Here is a 19,354-nt window from a genome sequence, read left to right as displayed (position 1 = left end):
GATTGACGCCACATAATCAAAGTATAAATCTTCGGCATGCCCGATTATTACTTGAGATTATAAGTACATTAAAATACTATCTCCGGTAGTATCGAATGGCTGTTGAAAAGATGCTATATAAGACGACCTTATTTCGGCATCACCCCGACCTGAGGCGGAGAGGATCTGCGTGCTCAATTTTGCGCTTCAATTCTTCCAAGGACTCCAGATCACGGTTGTACTTACGTTCGCGAGCGGCGTTCTTGGGTCTCTTCTTGGATTACTTGTCGCAATCGTCAAGCTATCGAAGGCGCGCCTCCCTGCCCTCTTCGGCCAGGCCTACACGACAATCGTCCGCGGCTTGCCCGAGCTGCTCGTCATTCTGGTCGTCTATTTTGGTGGGACCGCGGCCATCACGGCGCTGACAGGCCGCTACGTCGAAATCAACGCTTTTGCCGCCGGTGTCGCCGCATTGACGATTGTCTTTGGAGCTTATTGTGCCGAGATTTTCCGGGGTGCAATCATGAGTGTGCCGAAAGGACAGGCGGAGGCCGCGCGTAGCCTGGGCCTGAAACCTTGGCAGATCTGGGCATTCGTAATCCTGCCGCAGATGCTGCGAGTCGCCCTGCCCGCCTACGGCAACCTCTGGATTTCCCTCGTCAAGGATACGTCTCTCGTCTCAGTCATCGGATTGACCGACATCATGCGCGTGGCTTTCATCGGTGCCGGATCGATGAGGGCTCCCCTTCCCTTCTACCTTGCGGCCTCGGCACTTTATCTCGCTCTCACCAGCCTTTCGCTCGCGACGTTTCGTGTGCTGGAGCGGCGTATCCAGATTCCTGGCCACTGAGGGAAGCTGAGCATGGACCTCGATCTGATCATCGAAAGCATCTCCGTGCTCGTGCACGGTGTTTTCCTCACCCTCTTGCTGACGCTTCTGTCGCTGGTGATCAGCTTCGTTCTATCGGTGCCGCTCAGCCTTTTGCGGGCATCGCCAAACAGAATGTTGTCGGGATCGGTACTGGCCTACACCTACGTATTCCGGGGCACACCTTTGCTGGTGCAGCTTTTCCTCGTCTATTACGGCCTCAGCCAGCTATCGATCATCCGGCAGAGCGTTCTCTGGCCCGTCCTGCGCGAACCCTTCTGGTGCGCCCTTATCACCTTCTCTTTGAACAGCACCGCCTATACGGCGGAGGTATTCAGGGCCGGCATATTGACGGTTCCGCGCGGCATCGTGGAGGCGGCGAAAGCGCTCGGGTTGACCCGACTGATGCAGATACGGCTGATCATATTCCCATTGGCATTCAGGGCGGTGCTTCCTTCCTACGCGAACGAAGTCATCGGCCTGGTAAAGGCAAGCTCGTTAGCAAGCACTGTCACGCTCCTGGAGATCACCGGACTTGCGCGCCGGATGGTCTCGGAGACGTTCGCACCCTACGAGGTCTTTCTGGCGGCAGGACTTCTCTATCTGCTTCTCAACTTCACCGTTTCGGTATTCTTCCGGTTCCTCGAGATACGTCTCACTCGCTCGGCCAGTTATTCGAAGATTGCGGCGGTCGGCGCGATGATTTTCGGCATCGGGCTTCTGAAAAAGCTGACGAGCAAGCGCGCGAACACGAAACCGGGCAGCCAACCATCCATCCACTCGCTACAAAAAGGGGAATCCACAAATGCGTAAATCCATTCTCGTCGTGTCCGTCATTGCTCTGGCACTCAGCCAAGTCAGCGCCCAAGCTATGGACCGCAAGACGCTCACGATTGCGACCGAGGGTGCCTCTCCGCCGTGGGATATGATCGATACGGAGGGCAAGCTTGTCGGTTATGATATCGACGTTGGCAAAGAATTGTGCCGACGCATTGCGGTCGAGTGCAAGTTCGTTGCACAGGATTGGGACGGAATGATCCCGGCGCTGACCATCGGCAAGTTCGATGCGATCATGTCCGGCATGGCGATAACCGAAAAACGCAAGAGATCGATCGCCTTCTCACGCCCTTATGCCGGCGGCTTCAATCAGCTCGTCATGCGCAAGGATCTCCAACTCCCGCAAACCGACACCAAGGCCAAGATCAACCTAACGAGCGTCGGCAAAGCACAGGAAGCGGTCCTCGAGCAGCTGCAGTCGGCCCTTTCCGGCAAGACGCTTGGCGTGCTCAGATCATCGAACTCTGAAGCCGTTCTCAACGATCTCTTCGGCAAAGTGGCGACGATCCGCAGCTACGACACCCAAGACAATCTGCATCTCGATCTTGCCGCGGGCCGTATCGATGGCGGCCTTGCTGACTATTTCACATGGAAGACCTTTCTCGACAGCAAGGATGGCGAGACCGCTGCTTTCTATGGCCCGGAATTGTCAGGCGGCCTGTGGGGGCCAGGCGTCGGTGTCGGCATCCGCAAAGACGATGCCGATCTGGCTGCAGCCTTCGACAACGCCATTCAGGACTGCATTAGCGACGGAACATTGAAGAACCTCAGCCTGAAGTGGTTCGGCATCGATATTTCTCCGTCCATGACGCCCTGAACCGACCCGACCGATTGAGCAACGCACATCGTCTAGCCGTCAACGCCAGGAACTGGATATCTGGTTCCAGTTAGAGCCAAATTACACTTTGCAGGTATATCAATGCCCTCCCCTTTTACCCTAGCCGTGACCGGCCAGTCTCTCATTCATCACGACATCAGGGCATGCGCTGATCCAGGCTTTTTGCAGATCGCCGAGATTTTGAAAGAGGCTGATGTCGCCTTCACCAACTTCGAGGGAACCATTCTGGGGCGGCATGGCGGGTCACCCATGAAAGGCTCGTACTTCGGATATTCCGATCCTCATGTTCTCGACGCCCTGAAACAAGCGGGGTTCAACGTCCTGGCGCTTGCAAACAATCATGCCTTCGATCTTGGCCCACCTGGTATTCTGTCGACGCTCGAGGAGGTGCGTGCTCGCGGCTTCCTTCACGCGGGGATCGGCCTTGATCGCGATCATGCCATAGCGCCGGGCGTGGCAGCTATCCGCGGTCGACTTATAGGCCTAGTGGCAATGGATGCCGGACCTGGGCCTCGAACCATGTATGCTGAAAATGCGCGCTACCGCCGACCGTCGAGGCCGGGTGTCAACCATTTGGAGGTGACCAGAATCTTCGAGGCAGACCAGGCCGCATTCGACATGTTGGCAACAATCCGGACCACCTTTCAAAGTTCAAAACTGGAACGAGCCAACTACGCTCAACCAGACGACCCACCGATCCTCGACGATGACGCCGAAATCGACTTCTATGGCACCATTTTCCGGCGCGCTGACGTCAATCGTCGTGTCATTGCGATCGATCCTGACAGCGCTTCAGTCCATCTGGAGGCGATTGCAAGGGCGAGATCGCGCGGACAGTTCGTCATTGCCTATCTCCATCATCATCACTGGGAACCGAATTGGCGCGACGTTCCCGATTGGGTCAGGGCATTCGCTCATGCCTGTATAGATGCCGGCGCCAATGTCTTCGTTAGTCATGGGACGCCGGTCCTGCAGCCGATAGAGATCTATAAACGGGCTCCGATCTTTTTCGGCCTCGGGAACTTCATCTTCCATACCGAAAAGGGGGAAACCGAATGGAGTTCACCCAACGTATGGAAGAGCGTGGTCGCAACATGCGCCTTCGATCCGGCAGGATCCCTGCAGATCGACCTTTTGCCCGTGGTACTTGGCGGCGAAAAAGGGATCGAAGAGCTGGATTTTCACGAGCGACACGTTCCTATGGTCGCCTCCGGGGAGTTGGCAGAGCAGATCATTGACGATCTTGCCAATCGTTCGGCTGCTTTTGGCACCACGATAGAGCGGCACGGTCCAATGGCCAGAATTCAGGTCTCTTGAGGTCTTCAAATGTCCTATCGAAGGCGGCGAGCCCGTTGGTGTGGTGGCGCAAAGCGTTGCCAGCTTTACGCTGCGGGATGCGCTCGGACGTTCTCGTCCCACGCTTCGCCGCCAATGTTCTAGCGGAGGGATGCACTTCACGTTGCGGGCAATTGGGGACAGCTCCATGGAGTTGGAAAAATGTTATTTTCGTGCTACATATCTTAGCAATTTGTAGTACGAAGGTGACAAATGCCAACACCACATACCCCTTCGGCGGCCGTGCGCCGAGCTTTACGGAAGCTCGGCTCGGATATCCACGACGCCCGCCGTCGTCGCAAGCTGCCTATGGCCGTTGTGGCCGAGAGAGCCTTCACATCCCGCTCCACTCTACAACGAGTCGAAGCTGGCGACAGTAATGTGAGCATCGGCATCTACGCTGGCGTCCTCCAGGCCCTTGGCCTCCTCGAAGGTCTGAGCCAATTGGCCGACATCAGCAACGACAGCGTCGGACAGGCGCTAGCCAGTGCCGATCTGCCCAAGCACGTTCATCTAAAGCGGCCAATCGGATCGTCTCGGAATGACTGACTTCGAGGTTCATATCGATCTGCACGGCCACACGCGCCCGGTCGGATTGGCGAGAAGCAATCGCGTCCGCGGCGCGGAAACGATTCTCTTTGAGTACGATAGCGCTTGGCTTGAGGATCCGCATCACTTCTCGCTGGAGCCAGCGCTGGCTTTGACTCGTGGCGCTTTCGCTCCCCCTGCTGGACTGACAACTTTCGGCTCGATCGGGGACTCAGCACCAGATACCTGGGGCCGTCGCCTCATGCAGCGCGCTGAGCGCCGTCTCGCTGAACGCGAAAACCGCGCCGTTCGGACGCTCACAGAAAGTGACTACCTGCTTGGGGTGGCGGATGAGACGCGGCTCGGCGCGCTTCGGTTTCGCTGGTTGGACGATAAGGCCTTTCAAGCGCCAATCAGAACCGGCGTGCCGGCCCTGATCGAGCTTGGTCGTCTGCTTCAGATCACTGAGCGGATTCTCCGGGACGAGGAAACGGACGAAGACCTACAACTAATCTTCGCGCCCGGTTCCTCCCTCGGAGGTGCGCGGCCGAAGGCGTCGGTCATCGACCAACATGGCCGTCTCTCCATCGCCAAGTTTCCAAAGGAGACGGACGACTATAGCATGGAAATTTGGGAGGAGATTGCGTTGCGGCTAGCCGACCAAGCCGGCATCGTCACCCCACAACACGAACTTGTCGAAGTTGCCGGCAAGGCCGTGATGCTGTCTCGACGCTTCGATCGCGATGGCGCGATCCGCATCCCCTTCCTGTCCGCAATGGCGATGATGGGCGCCAGGGACGGCGAGCGTGGCAGCTACCCCGAGATCGTCGACGCCCTGGCCGAGCATGGCGCACAGGGAAAGACGGACGCCCACGCGCTCTACCGGCGCGTCGTCTTCAACGTGCTGATCTCCAATGTCGACGATCACCTGCGCAACCATGGCTTCCTCTGGCTCGGCAAGGCCGGATGGTCGCTTTCGCCCGCTTATGATCTCAACCCAGTGCCAACAGATCTCAAGGCGCGCGTTCTGACGACGAACATTGATCTCGACGAGGGTACCTGCTCGCTCGACCTGCTTGAACAAGCATCGGAGTATTTCGCCCTCACGCTGTCCCAGGCGCGCGCGGTCATCAAAGAAGTCGCGACGGTAACCACGACCTGGCGCGAAACCGCCAAGGCAGTTGGAGCTCGGTCGGCCGAAATAACTCGCATGGCCAGTGCTTTTGAGCATGACGATCTCAGACGGGCGCTGGCGCTTTGAAAACAACGTTCCTTCATAGCTTGAGCCAGGGAAAAGGAACGTCATCACCGGTCCCGTCTCAGAGGTCGAGGACGCTGGCATTGCGAAGCGCTGAAGACGCTCGGCAATACCTAAGCACGTAATTGAGCTTCGACGAATTGGACAATCGAACGGTTGACCTCGATCGCCGGCGCGCAAGCGCCTGATAAGTGGGGTTCAATCGTCTTCGGAATTATCTTCATCTCCGGCAACCACCCTGATCAATGCTAATGTCCTAGTCCGGAGCTTTGGCGACAGACGGAGAATTTCTTCAACGAAGCGGCGCCCTTCTGCGGTGGCGAGATAGGCAATACGTTCGTCTGCCTCCGGCGCGATGGCCATCCCCTCCCCTGAGCCCGGCTGCGGCAGTCCGTCGAAAAAGCAGCTCACCGGCACATTCAATCCGCTGGCGATCTCATACAGCATTGACGCGCTGATCCGGTTCTTGCCGCTCTCATATTTTTGGACTTGCTGGTAGCTCAGACCAACCTTCTCACCGAGTTCCGTTTGCGAGAGGTTAGAGTGGACACGCCTGATGCGCAGCTGCTGTCCTACGTGGATATCGACGGGATGCGACGATTGGTTGCTCTTCTCTTCAGCTCGAAACGCCTCTCGCCCGGAGCTTGCAAATCGCTTTTCTACCCGATCATGCATCGCGTTTGCCCTTAGATGGGAGACGCCACTCGCATCATCATTTGGGAGCGGCAAGGGCGTACCGTGCCCCGAAGTTGGAGCTGAAAACAGAATATGTCGAATATATTCCATGGATTAATGCAACGCAAGATGTTGCCCATTGCGCATGGAAACTCGTGCGCGCATAGCGTGGAATCTGCGACATCACAGGTCAGCGCAAAAGCTTACGCAAGAAAACCTCGCGGTAGACGCGCATGTGGATCGCACCGTGATCAGTGATCTGGAAAGAGGAAAGTACAACGCCTCTATTGATCTGCTGGATCGCATTGCGAATGCGTTGTCGATAGATATCTCTAAGTTCTTTTTGGAACCGTCGCCTGGAGATAAGCCAAAACCGCTGAGGGCCGGAAGGAAGCCGAAGGTCTGAGCTAAGGAACCGAGATTATTTTGCGAGCGCCCACTCTGGATCATCCACGCTCAAAGTGCCTTCGCTATGGTGAACCCTGAGATGTGCCCATAATGGGTCATCCGCAAAACTCTCGAAAGTGCCACCAGCTTCCTCCAGCGAGAGGCCGCGATAGCTGTCGAGCGCGGGCTCGATGTTACCCGAGCCCAGGCTATTGAGCTCTGCAAACGGCTCGGCATTCTCCAGAAGCACCCGATGTCCCCAAACTCCCGACCGGCGGTCAGCAGCGATCGTAGCAGCTAGCTCGGCCTGTCCTTCCATGGTGAGCGCCCGAGAAAAGGCATGGCGCATTAGGGGATAATAAACGGTGTGCCGGCTGCCGCCGAGGACGCGTATGCCCGGCAATATCGCGGTGACGATGAACATCAAAAGAAGATTCGGAATAATCTTGCGCGCCTGTAACGCCTCGATGACTGCATCCACCTCGAATACAAGGGAGCAATCCTCCGCTCTCCCTGCCTCGAGCCTGTGCCCCACTACTCGCAGGGGAAAGAGGCGGCCCCGATCGCTACCCCAGAACAGGTCGGTGGAATTCTTCAACCAACCCTCCCAGGGACCATTGGCAAGGTCGTCAACGGAGGAGAGCAGACCTCTCACGAATCCGCAGTTCACAAACAAATTCCGCGCCAGCCAGGACGATTTGTCCTGAAGATGATCGACAACGAGATCGGCCACATCCTCGTCATCGATCTGCAAGAAGTCGATGTCGGGATCGAAATATCTCTTCCAGAGGTGCAGATTGGCATGTTTGATCGCAGACGCAGCAGACGGATATTCGCCCTGCGGCAATATCGAACGCAGCCGTGCGACGAGGTCGCTGTCGTTCCCGCCGCGATCGACATTTTTCAGAGCGAAGCGATAGGGGCCGTTTCGGGCAAGTATGCTATAGGGGATCATCTGGCTGCGGCTTAGGCCGAAGACGTTGATGGCGTCGCCGCTGATCTTTAGCCACCCTGGTCCCTTTCGGCCTCGTTCCACGAATTTGACCGTCGATACCGCGTAGGAAAGATAAGCTGAGCGGTGATGCGCCCTTAGACCCATCAGACTGAAGAGATGTGTGTAGTAGGCATCCGGCTCGATCAGCAAATGCAGGTGAGGTCCGGCTTGCATGACAGGGGCAAGGACGATCTCGGCTGCAATCACGCTGGCCCGATCATCCGCGAGGCCAGCCTTCCTGCCCGCCCGGAAGATAGATCGTTGAAAGTGCGACATCGCGTGCTGGCGGACACCACACGTGCTTCTATGCGGCTCGGTGTCGAAGGCCGCTCGAGCATAATCCGCCAAGCTTCTGTGCTGGAAGTCGGCGATCCATGGAAATAGGGTGCCGATCAGGTCCAAGACGGCGTGCTTGGTCAACTGAGGATTTGTATCTCCTGACCATTCGCTCATGACCGCGCCTCTCGGCGTGTGGAAATTTTCGATCTGGCTAAGTTCAGAAGATAACCGGTAACAATGCAAGCGATCATCCCGAGCCCGAAAGCCAGGAACACCGTGGACGGACGGGACTTGTCACCGGTGGCGGCAAGAGCTGCATAGATCGTCAAGCTAAAGCCCATGCAAATGGCATGCATCCAGCCTTTTGCTCGCCCCAGCTTTGCACCCGCTATTCGTCGCTGTATTTCAACATCAATCAGTACCCGCGAAAGGTTATAGCAAGCGCCAAGGATTGCCATGAGTGCAAAGGCAATATCGAGATTACGCGTGGGGTAGAAGGCGGTCATTGCCACGGCGGACAGAAGCACGATGATCGGAATGACACTGCCATCAGCGCTTCGGAAATGCCGGAGGGTCAAAATCAGCATGCTGATCATTGCGCCAGCTCCCCAGTAGAATTCCACCAGGCCGAATTCAAAGGCATTCCCCTCGAGCTCCTGCAGCACGAACTTCGACATGAGCGCGCTGACGAGCATTCCCAACGCGTAAATCAGCACATAGCTGACGACAAGCAACATCGGCACACGACCCGTCCCCTGGCCTTCAGCAGTTTCCGAGGAAGCTTGAGGAGGGCGGCAATTATGGGCGGCCTCGCTCGGAAGGTGGTGGGCGGCTTGAAGCATGCTGAGCATTGAAATCGCGAATGTACCGGCGGCAAACAGGAATGGTATCGTCTGCGTGGTAGCGCCGAGCAGCCACCCGGTCGCAATCGCTGCAAGCATGTTTCCGGTCTGCATGGCACCGTAAGTCAGAGAATTGAACGCCACGAGACGCTCGGGTGACGTGATCGATGGTACGATTGCCGACGAGGCAGTAAGGTATAGCCGGTCGGCCGCCGCAAAAAAAATCGCAGAGAGATAGAAGGTATGATTGGCCGTTTGCTCGACCACCGCGGCAGATGTGATGACCAAGATGACGGTCCTGATAGCGTCGCCTGCCAGGCATAGCCGCCTCCGATCGAAACGATCGACGAGATAACCGACCGGCGCGCTCGCCAGAAACTCCGAGATGCTGCTGAGGGCCAGAAACAGGGCGATGGAGCCGGCGCTATTGCCCGTCTCCGCTAGGATCCAGATTGCTCCGACGTAGTAGGCATTGCGGCCGGCGGCAGAAAAGAGAACGCTAACCAGGAGGAAAGAGCGGACCGAGCGCCGCCTCAATTGGTCCGGTGCGATATTGGCATCTTGATCCATGTATCCGCCAATTTGTAGAGCTAGCGCTTGCGTGCCGTCACTCTAGCGGACGATGCGATATGCCACTTTCAGAATCCTGCTGCAATCCGCTCCGACGCGTCAACGTGCTTGGTCCTTCCATTCTGCTCTGTGTTGTTTCGGGGTGGTACCCATTAGGCGGCGGAAGGCTGCCGCAAGATGACTGGGGCTGGAGAAGCCACAAGCATAGGCAATCTCGGTTATCGAATGTTCGGAATAGCAAAGCATTTCGCTCGCCCGCTCCACGCGTCTTCGAACGATGTATGCATGGGGCGGTAAACCGGTCGATTGCCGAAATGCTTTCGAGAAATAATACTCGCTCAATCCCGCCTCTTGGGCTAACTCGGCCAGGGTCAAAGACCCATCCAGGTTCGCATCGATCTTTTCGATGAGACGCTTCAGGATCGCGGACGAAAGACCGCCTTTCAGGTACAGTCGCTCTTCGCCCGAGAGGCGAAAAAGCCGAAGGAAGATCGTCCGCACATGGCTTTCCACCGTCATATTGGACAAGGAATCCCGTTCCCCTATCTCGGAACGAATGCTGCGTGCAGCATATTGAATCAGTGGGTCCTCGAAACCGAGCGTCGGCGTCAGCTGATCAGGATCGGTTCCGGGTACGCTGTCGAAATGGTTCCGGATAAATTTTTTGCCTACGGTAATTAATAGATAGGACGCCGTGGTGTCGCCATCGTCCCAACCGTTCCAACGATGGTCTGCCGGAATAAACGATAGAGAACCGACCGGCCTTTGTTTAAATGCGACCTTCCGGCCATCCAGATAGTCTTCGCCGTGCTTTGCAACGCCTTGCATGTTCAGGAGGATCGCATGGTTGTCGGCGACAAGATTCGTTTCCTGCCGCCCGAGGCCTGTCCTGCGGACGACGTCCGCGCGGACTGAGCGCCAGCACCCATGCTCGCGGAAAAATGTGGAATGTTCTGCGCGCCTGATCGTGACTGGGTCAAACGCAGCAGAACGCACCATCTACAATTTCCTTCCGTCGATTGCCTCCGGGAAGCCGTGCGAAGCAAGCGGCATCTTGAACTACAAACTAAAGCGCGATTCTGATCTGTCTCCTGCAACGCAAAATTTTATGACAATTTTTTGAAAGAATAACGAGATTATGACGGTCGGGAGACCGAGCTTTCTGCAAACCTGCCGCTGCACGGTGTTCGTTCGGCTCAATAGAGCAGCAACCCAAGTTTTCGCAGCAAGAGCACCGATGCGTGTCGAACCGACGGAGCACGACATGCGGGATTTCTCCACCTTTTTCGAAGAATGCGAACGCGCGCCGCGTCTCAACGAGCTTTCAGAGTTCTTTTCGAAAACCGCATCCGGGCGGGCGGGTATGCCACTTCAACCGCCTTGGCTTGATCACCGCCTGTTTCCGCAGGACCTGACGTTCAGGCGCTTTTCAACCCTTCATCCCTTGAGGCAAGGTCCGTTCGATCAGCATTACCTCAGTAGCATACCTTATCGGTTCGAAGAGGAGTGCCGCCTCGGTTGTGCAATTCTCAAATATGCTCGTGCCAGAAAAGGAAGGCTTAGCATCTATACCTTGGGAACAGCCGAGGGCACGATGGCTCGCGTGATTGCGGAGATTGGCAATGGCAGGGTGGAAACGCTTTCGTGCAGCCCAAATATAGAGAACCTGAGAAGCTTCCATGCCTTTGGGGTTCCTCCTCATGCCGCGTTTTTCCACGGCCCGTTTCATCATTTGACACCTCAAAGGATCAGAGATGACACTGAGCTGCGGGCATTTGCCGATGGTTTCGACATAATCGTCGAGGACACGACCTTTCAGATGTACTCGCCCAATCGCTTCGATCAAATCCGCTTCGTGTCACAACACCTGAAAACCGATGGGCTCTTCATATTCGTCGAGAAGTTCACGCATGACGATGATGAGGAGTACCGGCGGCGCGAACTGCAAAAGGACTATGGCTTCAAGGCTCGTTTCTTCAGCACCGCCGATATTCGCGAGAAAGAAAACACCGTTCTGACACGAATGAACCAAAACGAAGTCAGTCTGGAGCAGATGGGTGACACACTGCGGCACTTTTTCAGCCACACATTCGTGACCTGGAATAGCGGCAATTTCTATACCGTCATTTCCAGCAACAAACCGGAAAACCTCGGTCGGTTCATGTCGAAGCTCTGGCCCGCCGCAATACCGGGCGAATACGTCTATGCAGAACTTCCCTATCGGCTTTATCCCGAGGCGGATGTGCGGCTTGTATCTGGTAGATCCTGGACACTTTAGTGATCGGACTCGCGTGACCCGGCTTGGTGATTGTATCCAAAGCGATTTGGACAGCCGCGCCGATGCTCCACACCGATAGACAAGTTGGGTTACGTGCACCAACCGGCAAGATCAATCATATAGCTCAGCTGTCAGACTGACAAATGGAATCTTTGAAGGGACAGAGCTGGAGACAGCCTGGTTGTCTGCCAATGAACCTCGATTCTCATGAGTTTCACTGCATATTCCGCAGTATCGGCACTACAGGCATTATCATCTTTGAAAGGGACAATGTTCTTCTCAAGAGCAGGGGTTGTTCTGCGGATCTCACGCTGGGTGATATCAATGAGAGACTTGTTCGATATCTACGGGAGCTGCGAAAACGAGATATTCGCTTCGGTTTCCTCTCTCGCGGCTACCCTGAGGATACCATGCCGAGAGGGATTCTCGATATGTTGCTCAAAGTTCGAGAGGCCTCGCCCGATTTTTGGATAACGGCGGTTGGTTCGCCGCAAGATAGTCGAACGAAGGACCCGCATGCAGGTGGCATCTGGCGCAGAATCCAAGTCGCCGCAATTACGCAAGCGATGGAGCGGTACAGGATCAATAAAGGCAAAGCCGTATTCGTCAGCAGCACCTCGTCAGCTTTCACTGTCGCCCAAACAGCGGGTATCGCTGCCTTTCAATATTCAGCGCTGGACAACAGCCGAGACTCGTCCGCCGAGCTTGCAAGGGCTGTAAATCTCCTGGGCCCATTGCCTGTAGCGCGCGACGTGCGGGAACTTCATGCCAAGATCGAACAAATTTTGGGATTGAGCTGCTCGAAGAGCCGAGACTTGTAATTCAGCGACCCCGGTCCCGATCTTTCTCCTGGGGCGGTCGAAGCTTGATCGATTTCGGTGCGTCGCGATCACGCTGTTGGGCTTTCTGACGTTCGCGATCCGAACGATCTGTTTCCGGCCGCTCATGCTCGGCGTTGGACCGAGCGATGCGTGATTGATCGACCGAGCGGTTGTTCGAGCTTTTATTGACGATGCCCTGCTCTGCAACGTGATCGCGCCCGGCGGCCGATTTCGTCTCCAGGCTGCCAGAGCCGCGTTTATCCTTGTCGGCCTCGTCGCGGTCGCGGTTCTTCACGACGCGGGAATCGAGCTGCAATCCGACGACCTTTCCAATGATCTTCGTCGCTTGCTCGAAGATCAGCCGGTCCGATGGGTTGGCGATTTTCGAGGCAAGGCTCAACGCGGTATTCGCGAGCGTTTCTTTCGCTGTCTTCGCCTGGGCGGCGCTGATGGGTGTCGATCGTAGCATGTTTTCTTCGCCTTTCTCTTGTGCGGGGTCCCGGCCACCGTGGACGGCTGTTTCAAGCCGCCGGTATTCGCGTTGCAGTCCAATCGACAGGTCCTGGCTCAGCTCGCGTGCCGTGCTCGGCGCGGATCGGTCCTTGGCAATCCCGTCGAGCATCCTGATGACCATTCCGACCGATCGACGGCTCTGCTCGAGCCGCCTCCTGGCGTCCTCCAGCGTCGGAGCCGACGGCGTATCGCGAACCTTGGACATTACCTTCTCAACCACGTTGCTCGGCGCCATCACTCCCATCCGCCGGAACATTTCCCATTCCCAACGTTTGACGGGCGGTGGGCCGGCGCGTTCGATGCGCTTCTGGCGGTCGATCGGGATGCCACGTTCGCGCGCCTTCTCGGCGAAGCGGAGCCGCCATTCGGTGAAGTCGCGAATGTTGGGGTTCAGCGTCCTGCCATCGGCGTTGCGCAGCGCCACGATCACATGCAAATGTGGATGCTTCTGAAGATCGTTGCGGTTATGCACCGCATAGGCATAACGATGCGCCGCAAATTGCTCTTTCAGGAAGTCACGGCCGGCCGCGACGAAACGATCGCGGTCGACGTTCGCCGGTCCCGACAACAGGAGATGCATGAAGTCCCGCGGCTGCCGGGTCTGGATGAGAGCGCCGACGATCTTCCCCTCCGCCGTCAATTGCTTGTGGTTTGCGGTAGTGACCTCGTGCCGCTCGGCGCCACGCAAGTAACGCCCGCTCTTGCCGGGCCGCTCCTCTATGCGTGTTTTCGTGGAAAGCGTCACTTCCGCACCCCTGCGCTGCATGGCGTGGAGCGTTGCTGTCAGGCCTTTCGGACCTGACGAGAAATCAGCGGGATAGCGCGAGATCGGCATGATGCCCCCTCGCCTTAAAGTTTCATCCAGCCGCGCATCGATCGCATGCACGACGTCGATCTCTGCCGGAATGCGATTTCGGCTGTTTCGATCAGACCGGTCCTTCTTTTCATGGGCGATTACCAGCGCGAAATCCAGGCGTGTCTGCCCCTTCACGCCCTCGCTGACACTGAAGGCATAGGTCCGGCCGGTGTCGCCGGTGTGATGGAAACCATCTTCGGCGAGCGCATTGATAGCGCGGCCGATGTCTTCCCGGCTGGCGCTTTCGAGCTCGTAGGTCAGCCGAAGAACGTCCTTGCTGCCCTTGCGGCTACCGAACTCTCTCTCCCATGAACGTACTGCCTCATTGAGGTCGGACACGTCACGGCCGTCCTGGTCAAGCGCCTTCTCTTCTTTGCTCTGATAGGAAAGCACGCTGCGAGCGGAGCTCGCGCCGGCGCCATAGGATAGGACCTTGACGACGACAGCGTTGTTCCCGAGCGCACGGCTGAGTGCCGAGGCGGCACCGGGATGCCTGGCGGGAGGTTTGCCAGCTTTTGTGATCGACGGCCGTTTTCCGCCACCGCCGCCGCGCCGACGCAGTTCGTCTTCGATCAGATCGAAATAGCTCGGCAGTCTTCGGCCTTCCAGCCTAGACTTCGAGCGACTTCTGGACGGCTCGTTCATCATGTTTCCTGATCAGGTCAACGATATAGGACGACGGTCGGACGAAGGCGGCATCACGAATTGCATCGAGAGCGCCCATGACGTCCTCGAGCTTGTGCGCGATCGCATTGGTGCTCCCCGCATGTCCGCCCTGCTCGCGAAGAAACGCCTCGTTGCGAAAAGCAAGCTCGCGTAGAAACTGGTGTATGTTTGCCAATTGCCGGTCGTGTTCGTCGAGCATCGCGGGAACGTGCATGATCTCCCTGATGACGATCAGCTTGGCGACGATGTTGACGGAAATCTCGAGCCGTGTGGCAAGAGTCTCCGCATTGCTCAGAACGTGATCGGGCAGACGGAACATGATGGGCGGCTCTCGCATCCGATCTATAGCCCCCTCGCCTTCAGCGCCTCGAGAATGAGCCTGTGCGTCGCCGACGACAGTTGCTCGTGGCGTTCCAACGACACCCGGAAGATTTTCGTCAGCACGTCGTCATCGAGATAGAGCGATATCCGCTTTCGCTTCACGTCTGCGCCCGTTGCCGGTACGCGTTCCTTGGGCGCCGATCGCTCGCCGCGTTGATGTTTGCTTGGGCCTCGGATTTGCGGCGGTCGAGTGTCTGGAAGGATGGTTTCTTCCCGCCCCTGAGGAACATCATCAGGCATGAGCGTATCGAGGTCGATATTGGTCGGCATGTACGAGGTCGCAGTTTCCACGACGTCCTTCGCCTGGCCTTCTCTGGATCGGGCAAGGGCGAGAATATTTCCGGCCGGCGTTCTTTCCCTCGACATGATCTCAAGCCGCCTCCGCCTGAAGAAGGCCGATGAACTCGTTATTGATCCTCTTCACGAGATCGATCGCGTCGAGCACGCTTTCCGAAGCTCGGCGCTTGGCCGACGGCGTCAGGGTGGGATTGTTCTCGATGCTGGCAAGCTTGGAATAGAGCGAGCCAAAGCCGGCACCGACGTCACTGAAGTGGTTGCTTTTGCGGACGACTGTCTCGACCATTGGGATCCTGCCGCTCGTCAGGATCGCGTGAACCTCGGGTAGCGACCGGTTGTGCTTGAGGGCGATCATGTCGACATGGTTCCAGATCGCAGCATAAGGGATCGGTCCCCGACCCCGTTTCCTCGAGATCTCGTTCAGAATCGTCGCCACCTTGATAGCCGACGTCGCGGCGGTCGGTTCCGGGATGACCGGTATGATGATCGCGTCGCACTCGCGGTAGACGTCGATAGCGCGCTGGTGCACATAGCCGCCGACATCGTAGATCCGAATATCAGCCTCGGGAGCATTGTCGAGCCGATCCCGAAACCGGTCTGCAGGAGCAACTCGCAAATGTAGCAGCGTCCCATCCGTCGGCAGCAATCCCCGCTTCATGGAGACATTGTACCAACGCGTGGCTGATTCCTGCTCATCGCAATCGATCAACAGCGTCCTGTGCCCCTGTTGGGCGAACTCTGCTGCAAGATTGACGTTCAGAGTCGATTTCCCGGCGCCGCCCTTGAAGGTCGAAATGGCAAGCGAGAGCGGTTTTGCTGTCATCGAATTCCTCGCCGTTTTAGGAACTGGAAGTCGGCGCCGTGGCCAACCGAGCGGATCAGGAGACATAGGCGTACGGCCGACGCGCATGAGGCGATGGGCGCAAGCTTCTGATCACCAAACGCATAAGCGCCCGAAATCCTGCTTTCAGGCCCGAAGCTTCCGTTAGAGCAGTCGGCGCTGCCGCGCCGCAATCAGCTCGTCGTTCAGTCGCATCGTCTCCCGCTCGCGAGCTGCATCGGCGATCGGATCCCTCCCCGGCCAAAACCGCAGAATCGGCAGGAAAAGGAGCACAAAGAAGGTGATCGTCGCAGCCTTGAACCAGGAAGACCGGTCATAGAGGTCCGCGGCCCACTGCCACAGCGCCTCGGTCCACTCTGCCGGCAGGAACGCATACGAAAATGTCAACGCAATCGCGTAGCCCACGAAGGCCGCCACCAAAAGGCACGCCCCCGCCACCAGCAAAAAGTTCGCTATCAAGATCAAGAACCACGCCGCCCGGAACGGAAACGCCAAGGCTCTGAGCCCCTTTCGATGCACCACCATCTGCTTGTCTCCACATGCGAATTCGAACGTCCAGAAAACCTCACCTCAACCCTAATGGAATTCCAGACTTGCGCTACAGTACAAGTTTATGCATGATCAGGCAAGTCAACAGATGACGGATGCGAACATGAACAATGGCGCATGGCGACCCACTCGCCCCCACCTTTGGACCCTTGTCGGTTTTTTCATCGCTCTGCCAATGGCCGCGCAGGCCGACCCGATTGCGGAGTTCGTCAGCTCCTATCAGGAGGCCTATGCACGAGGGCAGGATATGATTCCCGGGCTACAGACGCCACTCGACACGTCCTCGATTGCGACAGGGCTTGATCTGCAAAGCGTCAGCCCGGAGGCCGCGCTGAGCGGCAGCGCGTTTCTCGCTGATGATGGCACGGTTGTCAGGCTGGCCGGAGTGCAAGGCTGCCTTTCGACCGGCCGAATAGAATATGGGGGTGTGGTTGCGACATGCTCCACGATCTCGCTGGCCGGAATGACCGCTGTTCTTGGCGAGGCGAAGGCAAGTGCCCGCAATGCGTTCCCCTGCCATGAGCTAGCGCGAAATTCCGGCCGGCCGACCGTGCGCTTCGCGGAGTGCTTTTTCGTGAAAGACGGCGCAGTGCGATCGCTCTCGGAAGATCTCATAGCCAAGGGAATGGCGTTTGCTTCTCGTGACCGTGCGGGTCGCCCCCTCTTCCCGGAATATGCGCGCGCCGAAGACGCCGCACGAAGCGCAAGAGCCGGGATCTGGGCAAACGACCATTTCGTGCATCCCTACGGTGAGCGCTATCGCGCAAATCCAGCAATGCACTGATGCGGATCGGAACCTTCATGCTGCTTTCCACGATTACCGTTTCAGGCCTTTATGCGGGCATCACCATCATGCCAATGCTTGCCGGCGCGGAACTTCCCGCCGCGCGGCATGCCTTGCCCCCAGTCGCTCCCGTTCAGCTATCGCAGGCCGAACGCGCGGCAGCCGGGGATCGTGCTCCATCGGAATTCGCGCCATTCCCCGCGGAAGCGCAGTTCGAGACCGGCGACACCTGGGTCTCCGGCGGTAGGCGGTATCGCCTCTATGGCCTGCAGGCATGCCTGCGCGGGACCAGCATCACGCTTTCCGGCGGCGCTGTCCGGGATTGCGGAGAACTCAACGTGATCATGACGCAGGCCATGATCAGGGACGCGAGACCCGTCTGTACGAACATGAAGGACATCGACCGCAACAATCTCGTCGTTGCGTGCCAGACGACCGCAGGGCAGCGTCGCTACGATCTGGCGACCTATTTGATCGCTCAGGGCTGGGGATTTGCGGCGGTCGACGGTGCCGGCCATCTGATCGTTCCAGGCTACAGGATCGCCGAGGAAAGCGCGCGCACGGCGCGGGCAGGTCTTTGGGCGTATCCGGACATGCCGCATCCGGTCACCATCCTCATGCAGCAAGTTGGAGCGTCGCGATGAAAGCCGCCGCCCTCACGATGATATTGCTCGCAATGACCCAGACGGCATCGCTCGGGCAAGGCCGCCCGACTGATGTGCCGCGCCAGATTTACGGCAAGGTACAGATCATCGACGGCAGAACATTCGAGTTTATCAAGAGCCGTCACGTCGTCCGGCTCGCGGGCTATGAAACTCCTCGCCTGGAGCAGACGGCGACGAGCGAAGGCGTGACGTGGCCGGCAGGGCAGGTGTCACGTGCCTGGATGATCCTTCGAACGCTTGGCCAGAACGTCAATTGCGCGCCGATCGGCCGGGACGCCAACAAGGTTCTAATCGCCCATTGCTTTGTCGGTGAGGCGAACCTGGCCGCGACCGCCATCGCGGAAGGCGTCGGCTACGCCTTCAACTATCGCAATGAACCCCAGGTCCCCGCCTATTTAGATATCGAGCGAAAGGCCCGCGGGCTCGGTTTCGGTGTCTGGTCGTCGCCGGACCTGCTGCCTCCATGGCTCTATACCGCGTCGACGGCGAATGAGGGACTGTCCGATAGGCTTTCGTCGGAATCCGACCAGGTCCTACCGCTGCCCTTACCGGTCACCCGAGACGGCGCGGTGACCCTTACGAACACGCATGGAGGTTGAATGAAACGCTTCTCCCGACTCTTCGCCGTTGTGGCGCTTCTGCTGATCGTCGCTCCGCCCGCAACCAGCGCGCAAGACGGCGCCACCCAGAAGCAGATTGAACAGCGCGATCCGGACTTTTGCGGAGCAGGCGGCGCCGGCTGCGATCCGACGGACGTGCAGCAATGGAAAGCGGTCGGCAACCGGCTTGCGGACCTGTCGTCGGCGGACCTCAGCCAATACGCCTACGCCTGCGCGAAACATGCTGAATGGAAGAAGGAGTGCGAAACCGATCCAGTCGCCATCCTGAAGCGTCTCGGAATCGAGGGATATTGAGGTCGCCGATGAGGACGTCCAGCAAAGGAGCGCTGATCTCCGCCGCGATCGCTTTCGTCATTGGAACCGGCGGCGGATACGCCATCAACGAGCTTGGTCGACGCGGTGGGATGACAGAACTCGAACAGGACATCGCTCGGCGGAGGCAAGAAGCCCGGCGGAGGTCGGAGATAGAGGTCCCCACTGACGAGGAAGCGAGCGCCGCAATTGCCAGGTCGGGCCGCTCGATCCGAATTTCCGAATGTAAGCCGCGCGAAGCGGTATCTGGCGTTACCTGCACCGGCGTCATCACCACGACGAGCGGATCGTTTGCGGGGACGTCACAGCCTGGTGTCCTGTCATTTGCAAAGATCGACGGGATCTGGGCGCAAATTCAATAGGGGATCCAAGGGAGGGAGG

The 19,354-nt window shown here is 57.8% G+C and carries 22 protein-coding genes; 13 read left to right on the top strand and 9 right to left on the bottom strand.

Annotation, left to right across the window (positions count from 1 at the left end; genetic code table 11):
• Positions 1-169: 169 nt before the first annotated feature.
• From AC13Q5_RS15320 to AC13Q5_RS15295, 6 genes are all read left to right on the top strand, one after another.
• Positions 170-829: an ABC transporter permease subunit gene (locus tag AC13Q5_RS15320; protein ID WP_488502229.1), complete on the top strand. Its 660-nt coding sequence runs from the start codon at positions 170-172 to the stop codon at positions 827-829.
• 12 nt (positions 830-841) lie between these two features.
• The gene (locus AC13Q5_RS15315; RefSeq protein WP_488502228.1) at positions 842-1,660 is read left to right on the top strand and encodes an ABC transporter permease; all 819 of its coding nucleotides are present in this window, start codon (positions 842-844) and stop codon (positions 1,658-1,660) included.
• Positions 1,653-2,501: a transporter substrate-binding domain-containing protein gene (locus tag AC13Q5_RS15310; RefSeq protein WP_488502227.1), complete on the top strand. Its 849-nt coding sequence runs from the start codon at positions 1,653-1,655 to the stop codon at positions 2,499-2,501. Before AC13Q5_RS15315 ends, AC13Q5_RS15310 begins: the two co-directional genes overlap by 8 nt.
• A gap of 102 nt (positions 2,502-2,603) precedes the next feature.
• On the top strand, positions 2,604-3,839 hold the full coding sequence (locus AC13Q5_RS15305) for a CapA family protein (protein WP_488502226.1): 1,236 nt from the start codon (positions 2,604-2,606) through the stop codon (positions 3,837-3,839).
• A gap of 231 nt (positions 3,840-4,070) precedes the next feature.
• The gene (locus AC13Q5_RS15300) at positions 4,071-4,406 is read left to right on the top strand and encodes a helix-turn-helix domain-containing protein (protein ID WP_488502225.1); all 336 of its coding nucleotides are present in this window, start codon (positions 4,071-4,073) and stop codon (positions 4,404-4,406) included.
• The gene (locus AC13Q5_RS15295) at positions 4,399-5,646 is read left to right on the top strand and encodes a type II toxin-antitoxin system HipA family toxin (RefSeq protein WP_488502224.1); all 1,248 of its coding nucleotides are present in this window, start codon (positions 4,399-4,401) and stop codon (positions 5,644-5,646) included. The genes AC13Q5_RS15300 and AC13Q5_RS15295 overlap by 8 nt, the downstream gene beginning before the upstream one ends.
• A 195-nt stretch (positions 5,647-5,841) precedes the next feature.
• Here AC13Q5_RS15295 and AC13Q5_RS15290 read toward each other — a convergent pair whose 3' ends face one another.
• Complete coding sequence (locus tag AC13Q5_RS15290; RefSeq protein ID WP_488502439.1) at positions 5,842-6,318, bottom strand: helix-turn-helix domain-containing protein; 477 nt, start codon at positions 6,316-6,318, stop codon at positions 5,842-5,844.
• A gap of 145 nt (positions 6,319-6,463) precedes the next feature.
• Here AC13Q5_RS15290 and AC13Q5_RS15285 point away from each other — a divergent pair, with 145 nt between their 5' ends.
• Positions 6,464-6,724: a helix-turn-helix domain-containing protein gene (locus AC13Q5_RS15285; RefSeq protein WP_488502438.1), complete on the top strand. Its 261-nt coding sequence runs from the start codon at positions 6,464-6,466 to the stop codon at positions 6,722-6,724.
• 15 nt (positions 6,725-6,739) lie between these two features.
• On the opposite strand, the gene AC13Q5_RS15280 is transcribed toward AC13Q5_RS15285, so the two are convergent.
• The 3 genes from AC13Q5_RS15280 to AC13Q5_RS15270 form a co-directional block, all read right to left on the bottom strand.
• Positions 6,740-8,152 carry a hypothetical protein gene (locus AC13Q5_RS15280; RefSeq protein WP_488502223.1) on the bottom strand — a complete coding sequence of 471 codons (1,413 nt, stop codon included), beginning with the start codon at positions 8,150-8,152 and terminating at the stop codon, positions 6,740-6,742.
• The gene (locus AC13Q5_RS15275) at positions 8,149-9,390 is read right to left on the bottom strand and encodes an MFS transporter (protein WP_488502222.1); all 1,242 of its coding nucleotides are present in this window, start codon (positions 9,388-9,390) and stop codon (positions 8,149-8,151) included. The genes AC13Q5_RS15280 and AC13Q5_RS15275 overlap by 4 nt, the downstream gene beginning before the upstream one ends.
• A gap of 99 nt (positions 9,391-9,489) precedes the next feature.
• Complete coding sequence (locus AC13Q5_RS15270) at positions 9,490-10,389, bottom strand: helix-turn-helix domain-containing protein (protein ID WP_488502221.1); 900 nt, start codon at positions 10,387-10,389, stop codon at positions 9,490-9,492.
• A 265-nt stretch (positions 10,390-10,654) separates the two neighbouring features.
• On the opposite strand from AC13Q5_RS15270, the gene AC13Q5_RS15265 reads away from it, so the two are divergent.
• Together AC13Q5_RS15265 and AC13Q5_RS15260 are read left to right on the top strand one after the other, a co-directional pair.
• Positions 10,655-11,668 carry a class I SAM-dependent methyltransferase gene (locus AC13Q5_RS15265; protein WP_488502437.1) on the top strand — a complete coding sequence of 338 codons (1,014 nt, stop codon included), beginning with the start codon at positions 10,655-10,657 and terminating at the stop codon, positions 11,666-11,668.
• Between the two features lie 191 nt (positions 11,669-11,859).
• Entirely contained in the window at positions 11,860-12,489 is a 630-nt protein-coding gene (locus tag AC13Q5_RS15260; protein WP_488502220.1) for a hypothetical protein, read from the top strand.
• Between the two features lies 1 nt (position 12,490).
• Here the strand turns inward: AC13Q5_RS15260 and AC13Q5_RS15255 are convergent, their stop codons facing one another.
• The 5 genes from AC13Q5_RS15255 to AC13Q5_RS15235 form a co-directional block, all read right to left on the bottom strand.
• Positions 12,491-14,503 carry a relaxase/mobilization nuclease domain-containing protein gene (locus AC13Q5_RS15255; protein WP_488502219.1) on the bottom strand — a complete coding sequence of 671 codons (2,013 nt, stop codon included), beginning with the start codon at positions 14,501-14,503 and terminating at the stop codon, positions 12,491-12,493.
• On the bottom strand, positions 14,469-14,843 hold the full coding sequence (locus AC13Q5_RS15250) for a hypothetical protein (RefSeq protein WP_488502218.1): 375 nt from the start codon (positions 14,841-14,843) through the stop codon (positions 14,469-14,471). The genes AC13Q5_RS15255 and AC13Q5_RS15250 overlap by 35 nt, the downstream gene beginning before the upstream one ends.
• A 23-nt stretch (positions 14,844-14,866) precedes the next feature.
• Positions 14,867-15,271 (bottom strand): hypothetical protein, encoded by a 405-nt coding sequence (locus AC13Q5_RS15245; protein ID WP_488502217.1) that lies wholly within the window; start codon positions 15,269-15,271, stop codon positions 14,867-14,869.
• Positions 15,272-15,275: 4 nt separating this feature from the next.
• Positions 15,276-16,025: an AAA family ATPase gene (locus AC13Q5_RS15240; RefSeq protein ID WP_488502216.1), complete on the bottom strand. Its 750-nt coding sequence runs from the start codon at positions 16,023-16,025 to the stop codon at positions 15,276-15,278.
• Positions 16,026-16,187: 162 nt separating this feature from the next.
• On the bottom strand, positions 16,188-16,568 hold the full coding sequence (locus AC13Q5_RS15235; protein WP_488502215.1) for a hypothetical protein: 381 nt from the start codon (positions 16,566-16,568) through the stop codon (positions 16,188-16,190).
• Positions 16,569-16,680: 112 nt separating this feature from the next.
• Between AC13Q5_RS15235 and AC13Q5_RS15230 the strand changes: the two genes are divergently transcribed.
• The 4 genes from AC13Q5_RS15230 to AC13Q5_RS15215 are packed head-to-tail and all read left to right on the top strand — an operon-like array spanning position 16,681 to position 18,955.
• Positions 16,681-17,376, top strand: a complete 696-nt coding sequence (locus AC13Q5_RS15230; RefSeq protein WP_488502214.1) for a thermonuclease family protein — start codon at positions 16,681-16,683, stop codon at positions 17,374-17,376.
• The gene (locus AC13Q5_RS15225) at positions 17,376-18,020 is read left to right on the top strand and encodes a thermonuclease family protein (protein ID WP_488502213.1); all 645 of its coding nucleotides are present in this window, start codon (positions 17,376-17,378) and stop codon (positions 18,018-18,020) included. The genes AC13Q5_RS15230 and AC13Q5_RS15225 overlap by 1 nt, the downstream gene beginning before the upstream one ends.
• The gene (locus tag AC13Q5_RS15220) at positions 18,017-18,640 is read left to right on the top strand and encodes a thermonuclease family protein (RefSeq protein ID WP_488502212.1); all 624 of its coding nucleotides are present in this window, start codon (positions 18,017-18,019) and stop codon (positions 18,638-18,640) included. The genes AC13Q5_RS15225 and AC13Q5_RS15220 overlap by 4 nt, the downstream gene beginning before the upstream one ends.
• Complete coding sequence (locus tag AC13Q5_RS15215) at positions 18,641-18,955, top strand: hypothetical protein (RefSeq protein WP_488502211.1); 315 nt, start codon at positions 18,641-18,643, stop codon at positions 18,953-18,955.
• Positions 18,956-19,354 lie beyond the last annotated feature (399 nt).

The organism is Martinezella sp. CNPSo 3964, from assembly GCF_057784375.1.
Note: the sequence above shows the minus strand (reverse complement) of the source record. Positions and strands in the feature narration are given on the sequence as shown.

Coding starts and splice junctions, on each gene's coding strand:
- AC13Q5_RS15315 (WP_488502228.1), top strand. CDS start 842: ATGGACCTCGATCTGATCATCGAAAGCATCTCCGTGCTCGTGCACGGT.
- AC13Q5_RS15310 (WP_488502227.1), top strand. CDS start 1,653: ATGCGTAAATCCATTCTCGTCGTGTCCGTCATTGCTCTGGCACTCAGC.
- AC13Q5_RS15305 (WP_488502226.1), top strand. CDS start 2,604: ATGCCCTCCCCTTTTACCCTAGCCGTGACCGGCCAGTCTCTCATTCAT.
- AC13Q5_RS15300 (WP_488502225.1), top strand. CDS start 4,071: ATGCCAACACCACATACCCCTTCGGCGGCCGTGCGCCGAGCTTTACGG.
- AC13Q5_RS15295 (WP_488502224.1), top strand. CDS start 4,399: ATGACTGACTTCGAGGTTCATATCGATCTGCACGGCCACACGCGCCCG.
- AC13Q5_RS15290 (WP_488502439.1), bottom strand. CDS start 6,318: ATGCATGATCGGGTAGAAAAGCGATTTGCAAGCTCCGGGCGAGAGGCG.
- AC13Q5_RS15285 (WP_488502438.1), top strand. CDS start 6,464: ATGGAAACTCGTGCGCGCATAGCGTGGAATCTGCGACATCACAGGTCA.
- AC13Q5_RS15280 (WP_488502223.1), bottom strand. CDS start 8,152: ATGAGCGAATGGTCAGGAGATACAAATCCTCAGTTGACCAAGCACGCC.
- AC13Q5_RS15275 (WP_488502222.1), bottom strand. CDS start 9,390: ATGGATCAAGATGCCAATATCGCACCGGACCAATTGAGGCGGCGCTCG.
- AC13Q5_RS15270 (WP_488502221.1), bottom strand. CDS start 10,389: ATGGTGCGTTCTGCTGCGTTTGACCCAGTCACGATCAGGCGCGCAGAA.
- AC13Q5_RS15265 (WP_488502437.1), top strand. CDS start 10,655: ATGCGGGATTTCTCCACCTTTTTCGAAGAATGCGAACGCGCGCCGCGT.
- AC13Q5_RS15260 (WP_488502220.1), top strand. CDS start 11,860: ATGAACCTCGATTCTCATGAGTTTCACTGCATATTCCGCAGTATCGGC.
- AC13Q5_RS15255 (WP_488502219.1), bottom strand. CDS start 14,503: ATGAACGAGCCGTCCAGAAGTCGCTCGAAGTCTAGGCTGGAAGGCCGA.
- AC13Q5_RS15250 (WP_488502218.1), bottom strand. CDS start 14,843: ATGTTCCGTCTGCCCGATCACGTTCTGAGCAATGCGGAGACTCTTGCC.
- AC13Q5_RS15245 (WP_488502217.1), bottom strand. CDS start 15,271: ATGTCGAGGGAAAGAACGCCGGCCGGAAATATTCTCGCCCTTGCCCGA.
- AC13Q5_RS15240 (WP_488502216.1), bottom strand. CDS start 16,025: ATGACAGCAAAACCGCTCTCGCTTGCCATTTCGACCTTCAAGGGCGGC.
- AC13Q5_RS15235 (WP_488502215.1), bottom strand. CDS start 16,568: ATGGTGGTGCATCGAAAGGGGCTCAGAGCCTTGGCGTTTCCGTTCCGG.
- AC13Q5_RS15230 (WP_488502214.1), top strand. CDS start 16,681: ATGACGGATGCGAACATGAACAATGGCGCATGGCGACCCACTCGCCCC.
- AC13Q5_RS15225 (WP_488502213.1), top strand. CDS start 17,376: ATGCGGATCGGAACCTTCATGCTGCTTTCCACGATTACCGTTTCAGGC.
- AC13Q5_RS15220 (WP_488502212.1), top strand. CDS start 18,017: ATGAAAGCCGCCGCCCTCACGATGATATTGCTCGCAATGACCCAGACG.
- AC13Q5_RS15215 (WP_488502211.1), top strand. CDS start 18,641: ATGAAACGCTTCTCCCGACTCTTCGCCGTTGTGGCGCTTCTGCTGATC.